The 17994-nt window shown below is 70.0% G+C and carries 16 protein-coding genes; 10 read left to right on the top strand and 6 right to left on the bottom strand.

What is annotated here, in order from left to right:
* Window positions 1-95: 95 nt before the first annotated feature.
* The 5 genes from C9992_RS12455 to C9992_RS12435 form a co-directional block, all read right to left on the bottom strand.
* Entirely contained in the window at window positions 96-1016 is a 921-nt protein-coding gene (locus C9992_RS12455) for an ATP-binding cassette domain-containing protein (protein WP_106815953.1), read from the bottom strand.
* Entirely contained in the window at window positions 1013-1867 is an 855-nt protein-coding gene (locus C9992_RS12450) for an ABC transporter ATP-binding protein (protein ID WP_106815952.1), read from the bottom strand. The genes C9992_RS12455 and C9992_RS12450 overlap by 4 nt, the downstream gene beginning before the upstream one ends.
* A complete protein-coding gene (locus tag C9992_RS12445; RefSeq protein ID WP_200826324.1) occupies window positions 1864-2751 on the bottom strand; it encodes an ABC transporter permease in 888 nt (295 codons plus the stop codon). The genes C9992_RS12450 and C9992_RS12445 overlap by 4 nt, the downstream gene beginning before the upstream one ends.
* Window positions 2748-3707, bottom strand: a complete 960-nt coding sequence (locus C9992_RS12440) for an ABC transporter permease (protein ID WP_106815951.1) — start codon at window positions 3705-3707, stop codon at window positions 2748-2750. Before C9992_RS12440 ends, C9992_RS12445 begins: the two co-directional genes overlap by 4 nt.
* A 122-nt stretch (window positions 3708-3829) precedes the next feature.
* Window positions 3830-5425 carry an ABC transporter substrate-binding protein gene (locus tag C9992_RS12435; protein WP_235008218.1) on the bottom strand — a complete coding sequence of 532 codons (1596 nt, stop codon included), beginning with the start codon at window positions 5423-5425 and terminating at the stop codon, window positions 3830-3832.
* 121 nt (window positions 5426-5546) lie between these two features.
* Here C9992_RS12435 and C9992_RS12430 point away from each other — a divergent pair, with 121 nt between their 5' ends.
* Window positions 5547-6131, top strand: a complete 585-nt coding sequence (locus tag C9992_RS12430) for a GNAT family N-acetyltransferase (protein WP_106815950.1) — start codon at window positions 5547-5549, stop codon at window positions 6129-6131.
* 723 nt (window positions 6132-6854) lie between these two features.
* Window positions 6855-7817 (top strand): type IV toxin-antitoxin system AbiEi family antitoxin domain-containing protein, encoded by a 963-nt coding sequence (locus C9992_RS12425; protein WP_146145327.1) that lies wholly within the window; start codon window positions 6855-6857, stop codon window positions 7815-7817.
* 365 nt (window positions 7818-8182) lie between these two features.
* On the opposite strand, the gene C9992_RS12420 is transcribed toward C9992_RS12425, so the two are convergent.
* A complete protein-coding gene (locus tag C9992_RS12420) occupies window positions 8183-10120 on the bottom strand; it encodes a BglG family transcription antiterminator (RefSeq protein WP_106815948.1) in 1938 nt (645 codons plus the stop codon).
* A gap of 119 nt (window positions 10121-10239) precedes the next feature.
* On the opposite strand from C9992_RS12420, the gene C9992_RS12415 reads away from it, so the two are divergent.
* From C9992_RS12415 to C9992_RS12380, 8 genes are all read left to right on the top strand, one after another.
* Window positions 10240-10554, top strand: a complete 315-nt coding sequence (locus tag C9992_RS12415) for a PTS sugar transporter subunit IIB (protein WP_106815947.1) — start codon at window positions 10240-10242, stop codon at window positions 10552-10554.
* A 49-nt stretch (window positions 10555-10603) separates the two neighbouring features.
* Window positions 10604-10882: an HPr family phosphocarrier protein gene (locus C9992_RS12410; protein ID WP_106815946.1), complete on the top strand. Its 279-nt coding sequence runs from the start codon at window positions 10604-10606 to the stop codon at window positions 10880-10882.
* 1 nt (window position 10883) lies between these two features.
* Window positions 10884-12572, top strand: a complete 1689-nt coding sequence (ptsP, locus tag C9992_RS12405) for a phosphoenolpyruvate--protein phosphotransferase (protein WP_106815945.1) — start codon at window positions 10884-10886, stop codon at window positions 12570-12572.
* Window positions 12573-12608: 36 nt separating this feature from the next.
* The gene (locus C9992_RS12400; protein WP_106815944.1) at window positions 12609-14165 is read left to right on the top strand and encodes a PTS mannitol transporter subunit IICB; all 1557 of its coding nucleotides are present in this window, start codon (window positions 12609-12611) and stop codon (window positions 14163-14165) included.
* Window positions 14166-14322: 157 nt separating this feature from the next.
* Window positions 14323-14760, top strand: coding sequence for a PTS sugar transporter subunit IIA (locus tag C9992_RS12395; protein WP_106815943.1), 438 nt, complete (start codon window positions 14323-14325; stop codon window positions 14758-14760).
* Window positions 14760-15914 (top strand): mannitol-1-phosphate 5-dehydrogenase, encoded by a 1155-nt coding sequence (locus tag C9992_RS12390; RefSeq protein ID WP_106815942.1) that lies wholly within the window; start codon window positions 14760-14762, stop codon window positions 15912-15914. Before C9992_RS12395 ends, C9992_RS12390 begins: the two co-directional genes overlap by 1 nt.
* A gap of 88 nt (window positions 15915-16002) precedes the next feature.
* The gene (locus C9992_RS12385; protein ID WP_160150885.1) at window positions 16003-16725 is read left to right on the top strand and encodes a sulfite exporter TauE/SafE family protein; all 723 of its coding nucleotides are present in this window, start codon (window positions 16003-16005) and stop codon (window positions 16723-16725) included.
* A 126-nt stretch (window positions 16726-16851) separates the two neighbouring features.
* Window positions 16852-17994, top strand: a 1143-nt coding sequence (locus C9992_RS12380) for a flavin-containing monooxygenase (RefSeq protein WP_106815940.1), incomplete at its 3' end; no start/stop codon positions are given.

Below are 17994 nucleotides of genomic sequence, written 5' to 3'. Positions count from 1 at the left end.
GCGCTCCCCCTCCGGTTCGGGGCGCGGAACGTCCGTCCGGGGCGCATCCAGCGCGCCCCGAACACCCGTCGCGCGCCCCAAACCAGGGGGACGGTTCAGCGCAGAACGAAGTGGCCGGGTGAGACCTCGGCGAGCGTCGTGCCGTCGGGCTCCAGACCGACCGGGTCGGGCCGGGCGGAGATGCGCTCGAGCCGCCGCCGGGCCGTGCCGGGATCGGTCGAGAGGGCGGCGTCGAGCAGGTGGCGGGTGTAGGCGTGCTGCGGGGAGGCGAAGACCTCGGCGGTGGGCCCCAGCTCCACGATGCGACCGCGGTTCATGACGGCGGTGCGGTCGGCGATCTCGCGCACCACCGACAGGTCGTGGGAGATGAACAGATAGGTCAGCTGCAGTTCTCGCTGCAGCCGCAGCAGCAGGTGGGTCACCTGCGCCTGGATCGACATGTCCAGGGCCGAGAGCGGCTCGTCGCAGACCACGAAGTCCGGCCGCACGGCGATCGCGCGAGCGATGACGATGCGCTGACGCTGCCCGCCGCTGAAGGCGCGGGGGCGCCGGTGGATCGCGTCGCCGTCGATCCCCACCGCGGCGAGCGCTTCGACCGCCTGAGCGCGGGTGTCGGCGTCTGGCGTGAGCACGGCCAGAGGCTCCATGACGTTCTGCAGTGCCGTGCGGTGCGGGTTCAGGGACGAGAACGGATCCTGGAAGATCACCTGCATGGACCGATGGAAGGGGGCCCGTCGAGCATGCGGGAGCGACGTGAGCTCCACGCCGTCGTAGGTGACGGTGCCGCTGGTCGGCTCGTCCATCTGCAGGATGCAGCGTCCCAGCGTCGACTTGCCGCTGCCGGACTCTCCGACCAAGGCGAGCGTCTCACCTCGGCGGATGGTCAGATCGATCCCGTCGACCGCGCGCACCACGCCGCGCCGGCGCCCCCACGCGCTGCGCACCGGGAACGTCTTCACCAGTCCCTGAACGCGCACGAGGTCGCCGGTGGTCAGCGCCGGGGTCTGGTCGGTCACGAGTCCGCTCCTGCCGTGCTCTCGATGCCCCCGGGCACGGCGGCCAGGAGTTCGCGGGTGTACGGATGCCGCGGCTCGCGGAAGACGCGCTCCACCTCGCCCGACTCCACGATCCGGCCGTCCTTCATGACGAGGACGTCGTCGCAGACCGCGGCGACGACCGCGAGGTCGTGTGTGACGATGAGCACCGTCAGTGCCCGCTCGGCCTGCAGGGTGCGCAGGAGCGCCAGGATCTGCGCCTGGATCGTCGCATCCAGCGCGGTGGTCGGCTCATCGGCCAACAGCAGTTCGGGCCGCGCGAGCAGCGCCATGGCGATCATGGCCCGCTGGCGCATGCCGCCCGAGAGCTCGTGCGGGTAGCGCGACATCACGCGGTCGGGATCGGGGATGCGCACCGCGGTGAGCGCGTCCCTCGCCAGGTCGTACGTCTGTCGGCGCCCGATGCGCTGAAAACGCTGCACGACCTCGGTGAGATGCTTGCCGATGCGCACGAGCGGGTTGAACGACGTCATCGGGTCCTGGAAGACCATCGCCGCCGGAAGCGGGCGGCGCGGCAGCGACGCCGTGATGTCCTCCCCATCGAGGAGGACCTGGCGCCATTCGCGCGTCGCACCGTCGGGGAGGATCCCCATCAGCGCGCGCAGCAGCATGGTCTTGCCCGAACCGGACTCCCCCACGATCCCGACGACACGTCCGCGCGGCACCTGGAACGAGACGTCGTCGAGCACCTGTACACGGCCTCCGGTGCGGCCCGGGAGGTCGACGTCGAGGCCGTCGACGCTCAGCAGCACGTCGCCCGGTGCCGCGGCGGCCGCAGACGCGGGCGGGCGCGGGGATTCGGCATCCGTCATCGTCCGCCTCCTTCGCTGACCGACTGTCGCAGCGCGTCGCCGAGCACGTTGAACGACAGCACCGTCACGAGGATCAGCACACCGGGGATCAGGGCCAGGTACGGCGCGGTCTGGAGGCTGCCCTGCGCGGTCTCCAGCAGGCTGCCCCACGAGGCCATCGGCGGCTGGATGCCGAGACCGAGGAAGCTGAGCGCCGACTCGGTGAGGATCGCGGTCGAGATGCTGGCGGTGGCGGCCACGATGATCGTCGGCGTCGCATCAGGCACGACGTGCCGCCACACCACGAGGCCGCGCCGCACGCCGATGTAGCGCGCATACCGGACGAAGGGGCGCTCGCGCAGGGTCAGCGTCTCGGCGCGGACCAGGCGGGCTGTGGCCATCCATGAGAACACCGCGATGATGAAGATGATCGTCCACAGACCCGGCTTGAGGAACACGCTCGCGACGATGACGAGCACCATCCACGGGATCGACGACAGGAAGTCGACGAAGCGCATCAGCAGATCGTCGACCCGGCCGCCCGCGTAGCCCGCGATCAGTCCCACCAGCACGCCGATGGCCGTCGCGGCCGCCATCGCGAGGATGCCGACGGTCAGCGAGATGCGGCCGCCGTAAACGACGCGCGAGAAGTAGTCGCGTCCGAGTTCGTCGGTGCCGAACCAGTGTGCGGCGCTCGGCGGCTGCCATCGGATGGCGAGATCGGTCGTGGTCGGGTCCAGCGGCAGCAGCGGCGCGAGGAGCGAGACGAGCCCGATGACGGCGAGGAAGGCGATCGCGAGGATGGCCGAGACGGAGCGGAACGACCGCGTGCGGTGGACGAGCGTGGTGGCGTCGATGGCGCCGGCGGTCTCGGGGGTTCCGACGACGTCGGGGGAATATGTCATGATCCCGCTCCGATCCGGATGCGCGGGTCGACGAGGACGTAGAGGATGTCGGCGATGAGGTTGCCGACGATCACGAGCACGGCCGACAGCAGCAGCACCGCGAGCACGACGGGGTAGTCCAGGCTCCGCGTGGCCGTGAGGAAGTAGGGGCCGATGCCGGGCCAGCCGAAGATCGACTCGGTCACGATCGCACCCGTGACGAGGATCGGAAGGGCAAGGCCCAGCTGGGTGATGATCGGCAGCATCACGTTCCGGCTGACGTGCCGGGTCAGCACCTGACGACGCGAGGCACCGAAGCCCCGCTGGACCAGGACGTAGTCCTGCGAGAGCTGGGTGATCGTGGCGGAGCGCACATACCGTGCCAGTTCCGGGAAGAACGCCACCACCAGCACCACGAAGGGCATCACGAAGTGCAGGAGGAAGTCGACCGGGTCGCCCTGCTTGCCGACCGAGTGCATGCCGATGATCGGGAACCAGCGCAGCTGGTACCCGAAGATGTAGATGACCAGCAGCGCGAACCAGAACGACGGGGTCGCGATGCCGATGCCGGCCAGGCCGTCGATCGTCTTGTCGACCACCGTGCCGCGGCGTGAGCCCGCCACAAGCCCCAGCACGATCGCCAGCAGCAGCGCGGCGAGGTACGCCGGAGCCACCAGCATGATCGTGTTGGGGATGCGCACGGCCAGCTCCTCGGCGATCGAGTGCCGGCTGGCCAGCGAGTAGCCGAAGTCGCCCTGCAGGACGTTGACCAGCCACAGGCCGTACTGCACGACCACGGGCTGATCCAGTCCGTACCGCTCGCGCATGGCGGCCTTGGTCTCTTCCGACATCTGCGGCGTCGTGATCGTGTCGACGACGTCGTACGGCGCGGCGTGCAGGAGCGCGAAGACGACGAACGTCACCAGCAGCAGCATCGGCACGACCTGCAGCAGGCGGCGGAGGATGTAGACCGCCATCGTTCTCCTTTCACGTGTGCCGTTCGGCTGCGACGCAGATGCCCGGGCCGCCGCCCGGTGCCGGCCGCTGCACACACGACGACGTCACGGGCACCCGTGAGGGTACCCGTGACGTCGGCGACTCACTGCTCGGTGAGGAGCCCGAAGTTCTCGAACGTGTAGATCGGAACGAGCTTGGCGTCCTCGACGCCGCCGATCCGCGGGTTCACGGCGAGGATCTTGAGGTTGTCGGCGAGCGGGAAGACCACCGCGTCCTCGGCGATCTGCGCCTGCAGGTCCGCGTAGATCTCCTTGCGGGCATCGGGGTCGAGCTCGACGGCACCCTGGTCGAACAAGGCGTCGGTGGCCGGGTTCGAGTACGAGAAGTAGTTGGCGGAGGCGCCGGTGCGGTACAGCAGGCTGTAGGCGTCCGGGTCCTGGCCCATGATGTAACCGCCGAGGAACGCGTCGTACTGCGAGTCGGCGCCCTTCTGGATCTCCTCGAAGACCGCGGCCGGCTCGATGCCCGCCAGCTCCACCGTGATGCCCGCATCCTTCAGCTGCTGCTGGATCAGCGTCGCCTCGGTGGTCTGGGCGGGGTCGGCGCCCGCGTAGGCGAGGGTGAAGCTGAGGTCCGAGACGCCGGCCTCTTCGAGCAGGGCGGCCGAGGCATCCACGTCCTGCTCGTACTTCTCCACGTCCTCGGTCGCGAAGGCGTTGCTCGGCGGCAGGATCGTGTACGCGTTCTCGTAGTAGTCGTCGCTGAGGAACGCGCCGGTGTTGATCTCGTCACGGTCCAGCGCGAAGAAGATCGCCTGGCGCACCTTCGGGTCGGTGAGCTTCGCGGCGTTCAGTCCTAGGTAGGCGACCCGGCCTTCGGCGTACGGGTAGACGTTGAGACCGGCGCCCTCGAGCTCGGTGATCTGGTCGGGCGTCGCGAACGAGGCATCCACCTCGCCCGTCTGCAGCGCCGTCTTGACGGTGTTGGCGTCGGTCACGATCCGCAGCGTCAGCTCGGGGATCTTCGGCGCCTCGCCGTAGTAGTTCTCGTTGGCCTCGAAGGTGAGGTACTGGCCCCGCTCGTACTCGGTCAGCTTGTACGGGCCCGAGCCGACCGCGATCGGGTCGAGCTCGGTGACGGAGAAGTCGGTGACATCGCCGTACACGTGCTCAGGGATGATGTAGGTCTCGGTGGCGATGTTGCTGAGGGCCGCCGCGCTGACGCTCGGCAGGTGGAACACGACGGTGCGCTCGTCGGTCGCCTCGGCCGTGATCGGCTGGTCGCCCACGTAGAGGAGGTCGGCGTTGCCGTTCTCGCGGACCGCCTTGTTCGTGTAGGTGAAGACGACATCGTCGGCCGTCAGCGGCTCGCCGTCGGACCACTTCAGGCCGTCCTTGAGGGTCACCGTCACCGAGAGGCCGTCCTCGGCCGGCTCGATGGAGTCGGCGAGCTCGTTGACGACTGTGCCGTCGGCCTCGACGCGCGCCAGCGGCGAGTAGACGAGGTTCGTGACGGTCAGACCCCAGCGGTCGCTGACGTTGATCGGGTTGAGCGACGAAGGGTCGCTCGCGATCGCGTACGTGAGCTGGCCGGTCGCCTCGGCGGCGGAGGTGTTCTCGGGTGCGGCGCCGCCCTGTGCACAGGCGGCCAGGCCGATGGTCGCAGCCAGTGCCAGTGCAAGGGGCGCGATCAGTCGCCTCTTCGTCTTCATCGTGTTCGGGTCCTCTTCGCTGTGCATGCGCCGGAATGGACGCACCGTTCGAGCCTAAGCGGACCCATCGGAACGAAGCTCGACGGGGGCCGACAATTGCGAAGTATGACGGCATGAGTCGGCGCAGATCGAGTCGTAGGCTCGGAGGATGCTGCTCACCCTGCCCATCACGCTCGAGAATGCGTACGTCCGTCTCGAGCCGCTGAGCGCCGACCACGAGGCCGACCTCCGTGCAGCGGCGATCGGCCTCGAGCACACCTGGTACACCTCGGTGCCGCGTCCCGAGGCCGTCGCGGCCGACATCACCCAGCGGCTGACCTGGCGCGACGAGGGCCACATGAACCCGTGGGCCGTGCGACGCCTGGACACCGGACGAGTGGTCGGCACGACGACCTTCTGCAACATCGACCAGGCGAACCGGCACGTCGAGATCGGCCACACGTGGATCGGCGTCGAAGCACAGCGCACCGCGGTGAACACGGCGGCGAAGCTGCTGCTGCTCGGCCACGCGTTCGACGCGTGCGACGCCATCGCCGTGGAGCTGCGCACCCACTGGCACAACCGGCAGTCACGGGCCGCCATCGCGCGGCTCGGCGCGAAGCAGGACGGCGTGCTGCGCAACCATCGCCTCGGTCCGGACGGCACCCTTCGGGACACCGTGGTCTTCTCGATCCTCCCCCACGAATGGCCCGCCGTGCGGCTCGGACTGCAGGAGCGCCTCGCCCGCGGCTGACCGGGGCCGCGGCATCCATCCGCCCCTCCTCCCGCCGGGTACGGCTCGGGCCTTCGGGTTTGGCGCGCACGGCGCGCGTTCGGGGCGTACGACGTCCGTTCGGGGCGCACGGGACGCGCCCCGACCGTCCGGAACGCGCCCCAAACCCGAGGCGACCACCGGATGCCCGGGGTCATGGCTCGGGTGTACGGGTTTGGGGCGCACCACGTACGTTCGGGGCGCACGACGTCCGTTCGGGGCGCACAGCTCGCGCCCCAACCGTCCGAAACGCGCCCCAACCCCGGGAGAGGCACGGGAGGCCGGGGCTAACCGGCGCCGCGGCATCCGTCCGTCCTCTCGACGTCGCTTCTCTCCCGGGTTCGGGGCGCACCACGTGCGTTCGGGTCTTCGGGTTTGGGGCGCACGGCTCGCGTTCGCGGCGCACGGCTCGCGCCCCAACCGTCCGGAACGCACCCCAAACCCGAGGCGAGCACCGGATGCCCGGGCTAACCGGCGCCGCGGCATCCGTCCGTCCCCCTGACGTCGCTTCTCTCCGGAGTTTGGGGCGCACAGGGCGCGTTCGGGGCGCACAGGTCGCGCCCCAAACGTCCGGAACGCGCCCCAAACCCCAGGCGACCGCCGGAGGCCCCGGGGTTGGGCGTCCTCTCCTCCCCAGCCGGATCTTCTCCACAATGTCCGTCCTCGACGGCCATTTCGCGATGCGTTCGTCACAGACTCACGGGTGTGACTCACCTGACTCTGTTCCGACGCGACCAGCTTCTCGGCACGATGACACCCAGGCGACTTGCGGCGCAGGTGCGGGCGGGCCAACTGATGCGGCTGCGTCCCGGCGTGTATGTGCCTTCCGCGGACTGGGATCGAGCGAGTCCCGAAGCCCGCGCCGTGGGCCGGGCGCGCGCCCTGACGCTGACGGCCGCGACCAGTCCGGTCATATCGCACGAGACAGCGGCGGCAGTGCACGGACTGCCGCTCTACCGCGCCGATCGCCATCGTGCCCACGTCATCGCCCCGCATTCGCGGCCCGGGCGGGCGGGTGGCGTGATCCGCCACCGCGGAGAGCTCGCCGATGATGACGTCGTCGAGATGCACGGACTGCACGTCACATCCCTCGCACGCACCGTTTCCGACGTCGCGCGGACGGCCACGTTCGAACAGGCGGTGACGGTGGCCGATGCGGCGCTTCGCCAGCAGTTCCTCGGCGCCCGCGGCGAATACGACGTCGATGGAGCGGAGCGGTTCCGGCAGGCAGCGCTCGAGATCGCGCGCCGCTCCGCTCACGGCGTCACCCGGGCGCGGCGGGTGCTCGATTTCGCGGATGGTCGCGCTCAGCTGCCTGGCGAGAGCATCAGCCGCATCCGGCTGTACGAGATCGGATTCCGTGACATCCGTCTCCAAGTCCCGGTGCCAGGCCCCGGGCATCGCCTGTACTTCGTCGACTTCGGCTTGGAGGACGTCGAAGCGTTCGGGGAGTTCGACGGATCACTCAAGTACGTCGACGGACATCTTCTCGACGGACGGACGTCGTCGCAGGTACTCGACGAGGAGAAGCAGCGCGAGGACTGGATCCGCGGAACGACGCAACGCCGCTACGCCCGGTGGGGCTGGCCCCACATCACGACGGCCGCGGACTTGCGCCTGCGGCTCGATGCCTTCGGGATCCGGCCTCCCCATTGGACAGCCCGGTGAGTTGGGCATCCAGGGCGTCCGTTCGGGGCGCTTCGCGTCCGCTCGGGGCGCGTGATGTCCGCCCCAAACGTCCGGAATGCGCCCCAAACGTCCGGAATGCGCCCCAAACCCGGATTCGGCCGGGACTCTGGGAACAGGGGACCCGGCACCCGGACAACCCGGTGAGTCGGGCATGCACGGTATCCGTTCGGGGCGCTTCGCGTCCGTTCGGGGCGCATCGCGTCCGCTCGGGGCGCGTGACTTCCGCCCCAAACGTCCGGAATGCGCCCCAAACCCGACCGGCCGGGACTCCGGAAACGCGGGGGCGCGAGCATCCGCCCAAACCCGGACACGAAACGACCACACGCCGGCGCGGATGCCGAAGTTCAGCCGTCGATGACGGCGACGAGCTCGTCGAGGAAGGCGTTGAAGTCCGTGCCGCGACGCACGATGCGCTGCACGCTCTCGCGCTCGCTGAACACCTCGACGAACTGCTCGAACACGGTCTGGAACGCCTCGCGGTCGGTCTCGGAGAAGGCCACCAGGGCGACTACCTGCACCCGGCCGTCGCCCCACGCGATCGACGGGTCGGCGATGCCGATCGCGATGGCGGTGCGGGATGCCGTCATCTCCAGGGCGTGCGGGACCGCGAGCGCGTCGGTGAACGCCGTGGACGACAGCCGCTCGCGCTCGATCGTGCGCTGGACGTACTCGGCGTCGATGACGCCGCGACCCTCCAGCAGCGCGCCGAGCCGGCGGATCACGCCCTCCTCCCCGGCCGCGTCGTCCAGCCCCCGGACGAACGCGGTCGGCTCGAAGTAGCGCTCGAGCTCGGCGCGCAGGCGCGCCAGCCGCCGCGTTCGGCGGATGCGGCTGGCCGCGGCCTGGACACGCTCGATGTCGCCGTCGGTGAGGAACGGCTGGATCCGGACGATCCGCTCCCCCGCCACCGGCGGGTCGATCGTCGTGAGCACGAGGTCGGTGTCGATCGACGCCCAGTCGGGGTCGACGCGGGTCTCGACGCCGACCACTTCGATCGCCTGCCCGAGCGACCGGTCGACGCTCGATCGCAGCAGCTCATGCAGGTCGTAGTACCCGGGGCAGACGATCGTCGCGGTGAGCAGCTGATCGGCCCGGCGACTGCGTTCGAGTCGGCCGCCGACGTGCATGGCGATGTACGCGATCTCGTCATCGGGCAGCGGGATTCCCAGACGCTGCTGCAGGCGGCTCGCGATGAACACCGCGACCTCGAAGATCATCGGGTACGTCGACTTCAGCGACCGCGTGAGCGGGTTACGCGACCACGCCTGCTCACGCGCGCGGTGCAGCAGGTTCTGCACGTGCAGGGCCAGGCGCGCGATGAAGTCCTCGTGCACGATGTCGACGAGGAACTCGTCCGCCGCGGCCACGACGACCTCCCGGACCGCGGCGGCCACCTCCGCATCGAGCGCGGGCGGCGACCCGGATGCCGCCCCGCCGGGTCCGTCGGGAGCGACCACCCTCGTGAGCACGAGTGTCGACAGGTGCTGCAGATCGGCGGTGCCCAGCCGCACCCCGAGATGGCGCTCCGCCAGCTCGGCGATGATGCCGGCGACCTGCGCCTGCGTCGGACGCTCCGAGGTTCCCGCGACGGCCTCCCCCGCGTCGAGCGGCCGGTCGCGGGCGGTGCGGTCGGCGGCGATCGCGATGTGCATGACGACGTCCCCGATGCCGAACTCGTTGACGAACCAGCCGAGGTCGCCCAGGCGCGCGACCAGCTCCGTCTTGAACGGCCCGAACGCCTCGGCGCCCACCGACCCTTCGCCGAGCGTGCGGCGCAGGGCCGCGAGATCGAAGGCACCGGCATCCATCTCGTCGTGCGCCAGCCGGCTCAACAGCCGGCGCTGCGCCCCCTCGGTCCCGCGCAGCCGCGCGCGCGACGCCGACCGCTCCAGCGTGAGGTCCGTGCCGCCCAGCAGTCCTCGCACCCGGGCCAGGTCGGCATCGAGGGTCGCGGGAGAGACGTGCAGCGCGTCCGCGGTCTCGAAGACGTCGATCCCGTCGGGGGCGTCCAGCAGGGCCCGCACCAGCGTGTGCAGCCGGTCGCGGGGCGTGCCCGACTCCGTGCCCGCACGCAGCGCCGCAGGTGCGTCCGGGCCGGCGCGATAACCCTGCGGCCCGGACTCCACGGCGATGCCGGGGTGGACGCGTGCGTTGGCCGCCGTAACATACGACCGGATGCTGCGCGGCGTGACGCCGAGCGCGTCCGCGAGAGCTGACGCCGTCACCCAGTCGCCGTCGCGCAGGAGAAGGCCGAGCACGCGATCTTGCCGGGCGCGGGTCACCAGCCCAGTCAACCACGGCCGCCTGCCCGCGGGGCCCGCGCGTTTCCGCCCCTGCGGAAGAAGGACTGGTTGTCCACTCTCAGCGTCCTCACAAGAATTGCCAGTGAGGAGGCGGATCGATGAGGATCCTGGTGGTCTGCGGAGCGGGTGCCTCGAGCACCTTCGTCGCACAGCGCGTGCGGCACGCAGCCCATGCCCAGGGACTCGACTACGCCGCCTTCGCCGGCACCGAGCAGTCGCTCCCGATCGATCTCGATGCCGTGGATGTCGTCCTCGTGGGACCGCACCTGGCTCATGCGCTCGAGCGCATCGAACGGGATGCCGCCGCACGGGGGGCGACGGTGGTGCTGCTGCCGTCCGACATCTTCACCGACAGGGACGGCACCCGAACGCTCGCCCTCGTCCGCGCCGCGGCGGGCACCGAACAGACCTGAACCCGACGACACCGACAGACCTGAACGAGACAGACAGAGAGGTCACGACATGCCACCCACCTCCCGGACCGTCCGCATCGGATCCGCGCACGGGCTGCACGCACGCCCCGCCAAGCTGTTCGCGCAGGCGGCGAAGGATGCCGGCATCCCGGTCACGATCGCCAAGGATGCCGGAAGCCCGGTGAACGCAGCGAGCATCCTGGGCGTCATCGCGCTGGGCGTGGAGCAGGGCGACTACGTGACGCTGACAGCCGACGGCGAGGGCGCCGAGCCCACGCTCGACCGGCTGGCGGAGCTGTTGACCACCGACCACGACGCGGAGGCCTGACATGAGCGAGCTGCGAGGAGTCGGCATCGGGCTGGGCGTGGCCCAGGGACCGGTCGCGCGCATGGCGGAGCCGCTTCCGGCCCCCTCCGACGAGCCCAGCACGCTGGCCGCCGACGAGGAGAAGGCACGGGTAGCGGAGGCCGTCGCCGCCGTCGCCCGCGAGCTCGAAGCACGCGGCACGCAGGCAGGCGGCGCCGCCCAGGAGGTGCTCGAGGCGCAGGCGATGATGGCGGAGGATCCGACTCTCGCCGACGAGGTCAACGCGCGCATCGCTCAGGGCAAGACGGGCGAGTTCGCGGTGTTCGACGCGTTCGCCTCGTTCCGCGATCAGCTCACCGCGCTGGGCGGATATCTCGGCGAGCGGGCCGCCGACCTCGATGACGTCGCCCAGCGCGTCATCGCGCGCCTGCGCGGGGTCGCGGCTCCCGGTGTGCCGGATCCGGGGTACCCGTTCGTCCTCGTTGCGAAAGACCTTGCTCCCGCTGACACGGCGCTGCTCGACCTCGACAAGGTGCTCGCGCTGGTGACGACGGAGGGCGGCCCGACCTCGCACACCGCGATCCTCGCGCGGGAGAAGTCGATCGTCGCCGTTGTCGGCGCCGTCGACGCGAAAGGCCTGCGCGACGGCGAGACCGTCATCGTGGATGCCGCGGCCGGCGTCGTGACCACCGAGCCGACCGCCGACGAGCTGGAGCGGGCCGACCGCCGGGCCGCCGATCGTGCTGCGGCCGCCTCGGCGCCGATCACCGACGGCGCCCTCGCGGACGGCACGGCCATCCCGCTGCTGGCCAATCTCGGTAATCCGGAGGGCGCGGCGGATGCGGTCGCGCTCGGCGCCGAGGGCGTGGGCCTGTTCCGCACCGAATTCCTCTTCCTGAGCTCCAACCAGGCGCCCACCGTCGAGCAGCAGCGCGAGTCGTACACCAAGCTGCTCGCGGCCTTCCCCGGCAAGAAGGTCGTCGTGCGCGTGCTCGACGCCGGGGCCGACAAGCCGCTGGCTTTCCTCAACGACGCGCACGAGGAGAACCCCGCCCTGGGACTGCGGGGACTGCGCGCGCTGCGCGCCAGCGAAGACATCCTGCGTGAGCAGCTCACTGCCCTTGCCGAGGCGGATGCCGCGACCGACGCGGACCTGTGGGTCATGGCTCCGATGGTCTCGACCGTGGAAGAGACCGCCTACTTCGTCGAGATGGCTCGCGACTACGGCATCAAGACGGCCGGCGTCATGGTGGAAGTGCCGTCGTCGGCACTGCTGGCCGATCGCATCCTCGCCGAAGCGGACTTCGCCTCCATCGGCACCAACGATCTCACGCAGTACACGCTCGCCGCCGACCGGCTGCTCGGCTCGGTCGCCTCGTTCCAGGACCCGTGGCACCCGGCGGTGCTGCGCCTGGTGCGCGAGGTCGGCGAGGCGGGCCGGGCCACCGGCAAGCCGGTCGGCATCTGCGGCGAGGCGGCGGCCGACCCGCTTCTGGCCGTCGTGCTCGTCGGCCTCGGGGCCACGAGCCTGTCCATGGCGCCGACGGCGCTCGCCGACGTCCGGGCGACGCTGCTGCAGCACACCCTCGACCAGGCGCGCGAGATCGCCTCGGCCGCCCTCGCCGCCTCCGACGCGGCATCCGCTCGCCTCGCGGCGGCGAACGCCGCCGGCGCGGCCACGAACACCGCCGCACCGGCGGCCACCCGATGAACACCCCCTCCCGAACACACACAAGGAGACAGTGAAATGACAACGGCGTCAGTGCCCGCCACGGGCACGAGCAAGGCACGGGTCGGAGTCCAGCGCTTCGGCACGTTCCTGTCCGGCATGATCATGCCGAACATCCCCGCGCTGATCGCGTGGGGCATCTTCACCGCGTTCTTCATCGCGGTCGGCTGGACTCCGGTTCCGGCGCTGGCGACGCTGGTCGGACCGTTCATCCACTACCTGCTGCCGATCCTCATCGCCTACACCGGCGGCAGCATCATCTACGGCGTACGCGGCGGCGTCGTCGCCTCGATCGGCACCTTCGGCGCGATCGCGGGGTCTGACTACCTCATCGCGCAGATCAACGCCGACCTGCCCGCCGACAACCAGCTCGGCCAGGTCCACATGTTCATCGGCGCGATGATCATGGCGCCGATCGCGGCCTACTCCATGAAGTGGCTCGACAGCCTGTGGGAGGGCAAGATCAAGGCCGGCTTCGAGATGCTCGTGAACATGTTCTCGGCGGGCATCTGGGGCTTCGCGCTGGCGATCCTCGGCTTCTACCCGATCGCCTGGGTCGTCAACGGACTCATGCAGATCCTCAGCAACGCGGTCGACTGGCTCGTCTCGATGAACCTTCTGCCGCTGACGAGCATCATCATCGAGCCGGCGAAGGTGTTCTTCCTGAACAACGCCATCAACCACGGTGTGCTGACGCCGCTGGGCATCCAGCAGTCGGCCGAGACCGGTTCGTCGATCCTGTTCCTCCTCGAGGCCAACCCCGGTCCGGGCGTCGGCCTGCTGCTGGCGTTCACGTTCTTCGGGATCGGCGCCGCGCGTGCCTCGGCACCCGGTGCTGCCGTCATCCAGTTCTTCGGCGGCATCCACGAGGTGTACTTCCCGTACGCGCTCATGAAGCCGATGCTGATCCTGGCGCTCATCGCGGGCGGTATGACCGGCGTCACCACGAACATGCTCCTCGGCGGCGCGCTGCGGGCCCCGGCGGCACCGGGCAGCATCTTCGCGGTGATCGCGCAGATCGCGAACAACTCCTATTTCGCGGTTCTTCTGTCGGTGGTGCTGGCCGCCACCGTGACGTTCCTCATCTCGTGGGTCATCCTGCGCGCCTCGCGCAAGCGCGACCTGGAGGCGATGGCGGCGACGGACGACGCCTTCGGCGCGGCGATCACGCAGACCGCGGCCGCCAAGGGCAAGTCCTCGGCGCACCTGGACGGTCTCCGCGGCGGCGCCGCCACCCAGACGGATGGCGGTATCGAGCCGGCGACCATGACCGAGCGCGAGATCAAGAACATCGTGTTCGCGTGCGACGCGGGCATGGGCTCCTCCGCCATGGGGGCGAGCGTCCTGCGCAACAAGATCAAGAAGGCGGGCATCGAGGACGTCACGGTCACCAACAAGGCGATCGCGGCCCTCGACCCGTCGGCCGACCTGGTCATCACTCAGAACCAGCTCACCGACCGCGCGCGGCAGAAGACGCCGAACTCGGTCCACGTGTCGGTGGACAACTTCATGAACTCGCCCAGGTACGACGAGGTCGTGGACCTGGTCCGCGCGCAGCACGAGGATGGTGCGTAGCTGAGACCGCGGCGGGGCCGGGCCGGCGAGATGCCCCCGGCCCCACCGCTTCGGTCCGGTCTCGGTCCGGGATCGGACCGAGACGGCGGAGGCGGCATCCGTTCCCGGCGGCACCGCGAGAGAGCACGAGCGACAGGAAGACAGAAAGGGCGAGAACATGGCACGCGAGGTTCTGAGCATCGGTCAGGTGCGCATCCACTCCGGCAGCGCGACGCGCGACGAGGCGATGCGGGAGGCGGCCGACATCCTGCAGTCCGTCGGCGCGGTCACCGGCGCCTACTACGACGCCATGCTGCAGCGCGAGCAGACGGTCTCGACCTACATGGGCAACGAACTGGCGATCCCGCACGGCACCAACGAGACGAAGGGCGAGATCCTCGAGTCTGCCCTCTCCGTGGTGCGCTACGACGGCGGCGTGGACTGGGACGGCAACCCGGTCACCTTCGTCATCGGCATCGCGGGCAAGGGCGACGAGCACCTCGAGATCCTGTCGCAGATCGCCATCCTCTTCTCCGACGAAGACGACGTGGCCCGCCTCAAGGCGGCACAGACGCCCGAGGAGCTGTTCGGGCTCGTCTCGGCGGCGGGCGTGTGATGAAGGCCGTCCACTTCGGCGCCGGCAACATCGGGCGGGGCTTCGTCGGCCTGCTGCTGCATGAAGGCGGCTACGAGCTGGTGTTCTCGGATGTCGCGGCGCCCCTCGTCGATGCGATCAACGCCGTCGACCGCTACACGGTGCACGAGGTGGGCGAAGGAGGTCGCGACACCGTGGTGACCGGGTTCCGCGCGATCAACAGCGCCGAGCACCCCGATGAGGTCATCGAAGAGATCGCGGGCGCCAACGTCGTCACCACCGCCGTCGGACCGACGATCCTGAAGTTCGTGGCGCCTCACATCGTCTCGGGGCTGGCGCTGCGCGACCCGTCGAGCCCACCCCTGCAGGTCATGGCGTGCGAGAACGCGATCAACGCGACCGACCTGCTCCGCGACGAGATGCGTGCCCTCGCCGGCGACGCCTGGGACGCCCTGGCCTCGCGCGCGGTGTTCGCCAACACCGCCGTCGACCGCATCGTGCCCGCGCAGCCCGAAGGGGCCGGCATCGACGTGACCGTCGAGCCGTTCTTCGAGTGGGCGATCGAACGGCTGCCATTCGACGACGATCCGCCGAACATCCCCGGCGCGCATTTCGTCGACGACCTCGCGCCGTACATCGAGCGCAAGCTGTTCACCGTCAACACCGGCCACGCCGCGACGGCGTACTTCGGCGCCCTCGCCGGTGCCGAGACCATCGCCGACGCCCTCGCCGACCCGGAGATCGCCGCCAAGGTGACCGCCGCGCTGGAGGAGACATCGGCGCTGCTGGCCGCCAAGCACGAGTTCGAACCCGAGTCGCTCGCCGAGTACCGAGCGACGATCCTTCGACGCTTCCGCAACGAGGGTCTTCCCGACACCGTGTGGCGCGTGGGACGGCAGCCGCTGCGCAAGCTGTCGCGCCAGGAGCGGTTCGTGGGGCCGGCGGCCGAGGCCGCCGAGCGGGGACTGCGGGTGGACGCGCTGGTCGCAGCGATGGGCGCGGCCCTCGCGTTCGACGACACAGAAGATGCCCAGTCGATGGACCTGCAGCGGATGCTGCGTGAGCAGGATGCCGCGTCGTTCACCGCGTCGGTGACCGGCCTGGAGCCGGAACATCCTCTCTTCCCGAAGGTGGAGGCGATCGTGCGCGCCCGGCAGGCGGAGATCTCGGCGTAGATCCGATCCTCCCCGCACCGGTCCACGCGGCGCGCTCCGATGGACGACACGGGAGGGCACCGGTCCGACCCGCCTAGAGTGGGAGTCTGTGACTGTCATCCTCGCCGGCATCGCGGCCTTTGTCGCCGCGGTGATCCAGCGCGTCACCGGGCTCGGCTTCGTCCTCGTGCTCGTCGGCCCCATCGTGCTGCTGTACGGTCCCGTCGAAGGCATCACGATCGCCGTGCTCCTCGCCCTCGTCGCCTCACTCGTCGCCATCCCGCTCGTGTGGAAGCGGATCGACTGGCGCCGGACCTGGTGGCTGGTGTGGCCGGGCCTTCTGGCCGCTCCGTTCGGTGTGCTCGTCGTGCGGCTGCTTCCGGAGGCTGCGCTGCTTCTCGTGATCGCCGCCATGGCCTACTTCGCCCTCGTCGCCGGGCACCTGCCCGTCCTCTCCGCCTCGCTCTCCGGTCGGCCCGGAGCGATCGTCGCGGGGTCGGCTGCCGGATTCATGAACGCGGCGAGCGGGCTGGGCGGTCCGCCGCTGGCGGCGTACGCGGTGGGCGACCGGTGGGCCCAGGTGCGCTTCGCGGCGAGCGCGCAGGTGATCTTCGTGGCGCTCGATGTCGCGTCGATCGCCTTGCGTGGTCTTCCCCTCACACCGTGGGAGGACGTCGGTGCGCTGGTGCTCGCCACCGTCGCCGGGATCGCGATCGGCTCGATCCTCGCCCGGAACATCTCGCCGCGGATCGCACGGATCGCCATGCTGGTGATCGCGTGGGCGGGCGCGACGGTGGTGCTCATCCGCGGCATCCTGGCTCTCTTTCTCTGACGGGTCGGGCGCGGGGTCCCCCTCGCATGCTCACCGCGATTTCTGTTGCCGCCTCGCCGGCCATAGGGTGCTGTCGGCGGCATCGTCACGCCGACACGACGACGTGTGAACGGACGCGAGGGATCAATGAGCGATCAGCGGTATGCCATCATCGGCGCCGGGCCTTCGGGCCTGGCCGCCGCGCGTGCCCTGCAGAAGGCGGGCGTCGCGTTCGACGGCTACGAGGCCTCCCAGGGCGTCGGCGGGCTGTGGGACATCGACAACCCCCGCTCCACGATGTACGAGTCGGCGCACCTCATCTCTTCGCGCACGACCACCGAGTTCACCGAGTTCCCGATGCGCACGGCAGCGGACTACCCGAGTCATCGTGAGCTCATCAGGTACTTCCGCGAGTACGCCGACCGGTTCGGGCTGACCGAGCGGTTCCGGTTCGGCGCGAAGGTCACCGCCGTGGAGCGCGCGGACGACGGGGGCTGGATGCTGCGGGCTGAGGTGGCACCGGAGGTCCCCGCTTCGGCGGACCCCGAGGACGTGGCGGCGGCCGCGGGCGCGCGGTCGATCACGCGGCGCTACGACGGGGTGATCCTCGCCAACGGAACGCTCGCCGAGCCGAACGTTCCCGCCTTCCGCGGCGAGTTCGCCGGGGAGCTGCTCCACACCAGCGCGTACAAGTCCGCGACTCAGCTCACCGGCAAGCGTGTGCTCATCATCGGCGCGGGCAACTCCGGCTGCGACATCGCGGTCGACGCCGTGCATCACGCCGCGTCGGTGGACATGAGCGTGCGGCGCGGCTACTACTTCGTGCCCCGCTATCTGTTCGGCCGCCCCTCCGACACGCTCAATCAGGGCCGGCCCCTCCCCGCGCGGATCAAGCAGTTCGTCGACAGCCGCGTGCTCCGGGCGTTCACCGGAGACCCGGTGCGCTTCGGCTTCCCCCGGCCGGACTACCGGATCTACGAGTCGCACCCCATCGTCAACACGTTGATCCTGAATCATCTCGGCCAGGGCGACCTCCGCATCGTCCCCGACGTCGACCGCTTCGAGGGGCGCACCGTCCGCTTCCGCGACGGATCCTCGGGCGAGTACGACATGGTGCTGCTGGCGACCGGGTACAAGCTCGACTATCCGTTCGTGGATCGTGCGGAGCTCGCGTGGACAGGCATGGCACCGCGTCTGTATCTCAACGTGTTCCCGCCGACGTTCAACGGACTGTACGTGATGGGCATGATCGAGGCATCCGGAATCGGCTGGCAGGGCCGGTACGAGCAG

Origin of the sequence: Microbacterium timonense, assembly GCF_900292075.1 — a bacterium.
GTDB classification, from domain to species: Bacteria; Actinomycetota; Actinomycetes; order Actinomycetales; family Microbacteriaceae; genus Microbacterium; species Microbacterium timonense.
This window is presented reverse-complemented; position numbering and strand designations above follow the sequence as displayed.

Coding starts and splice junctions, on each gene's coding strand:
- C9992_RS12450 (WP_106815952.1), bottom strand. CDS start 1,867: ATGACGGATGCCGAATCCCCGCGCCCGCCCGCGTCTGCGGCCGCCGCG.
- C9992_RS12445 (WP_200826324.1), bottom strand. CDS start 2,751: ATGACATATTCCCCCGACGTCGTCGGAACCCCCGAGACCGCCGGCGCC.
- C9992_RS12440 (WP_106815951.1), bottom strand. CDS start 3,707: ATGGCGGTCTACATCCTCCGCCGCCTGCTGCAGGTCGTGCCGATGCTG.
- C9992_RS12435 (WP_235008218.1), bottom strand. CDS start 5,425: ATGCACAGCGAAGAGGACCCGAACACGATGAAGACGAAGAGGCGACTG.
- C9992_RS12430 (WP_106815950.1), top strand. CDS start 5,547: ATGCTGCTCACCCTGCCCATCACGCTCGAGAATGCGTACGTCCGTCTC.
- C9992_RS12415 (WP_106815947.1), top strand. CDS start 10,240: ATGAGGATCCTGGTGGTCTGCGGAGCGGGTGCCTCGAGCACCTTCGTC.
- C9992_RS12410 (WP_106815946.1), top strand. CDS start 10,604: ATGCCACCCACCTCCCGGACCGTCCGCATCGGATCCGCGCACGGGCTG.
- ptsP (WP_106815945.1), top strand. CDS start 10,884: ATGAGCGAGCTGCGAGGAGTCGGCATCGGGCTGGGCGTGGCCCAGGGA.
- C9992_RS12400 (WP_106815944.1), top strand. CDS start 12,609: ATGACAACGGCGTCAGTGCCCGCCACGGGCACGAGCAAGGCACGGGTC.
- C9992_RS12395 (WP_106815943.1), top strand. CDS start 14,323: ATGGCACGCGAGGTTCTGAGCATCGGTCAGGTGCGCATCCACTCCGGC.
- C9992_RS12390 (WP_106815942.1), top strand. CDS start 14,760: ATGAAGGCCGTCCACTTCGGCGCCGGCAACATCGGGCGGGGCTTCGTC.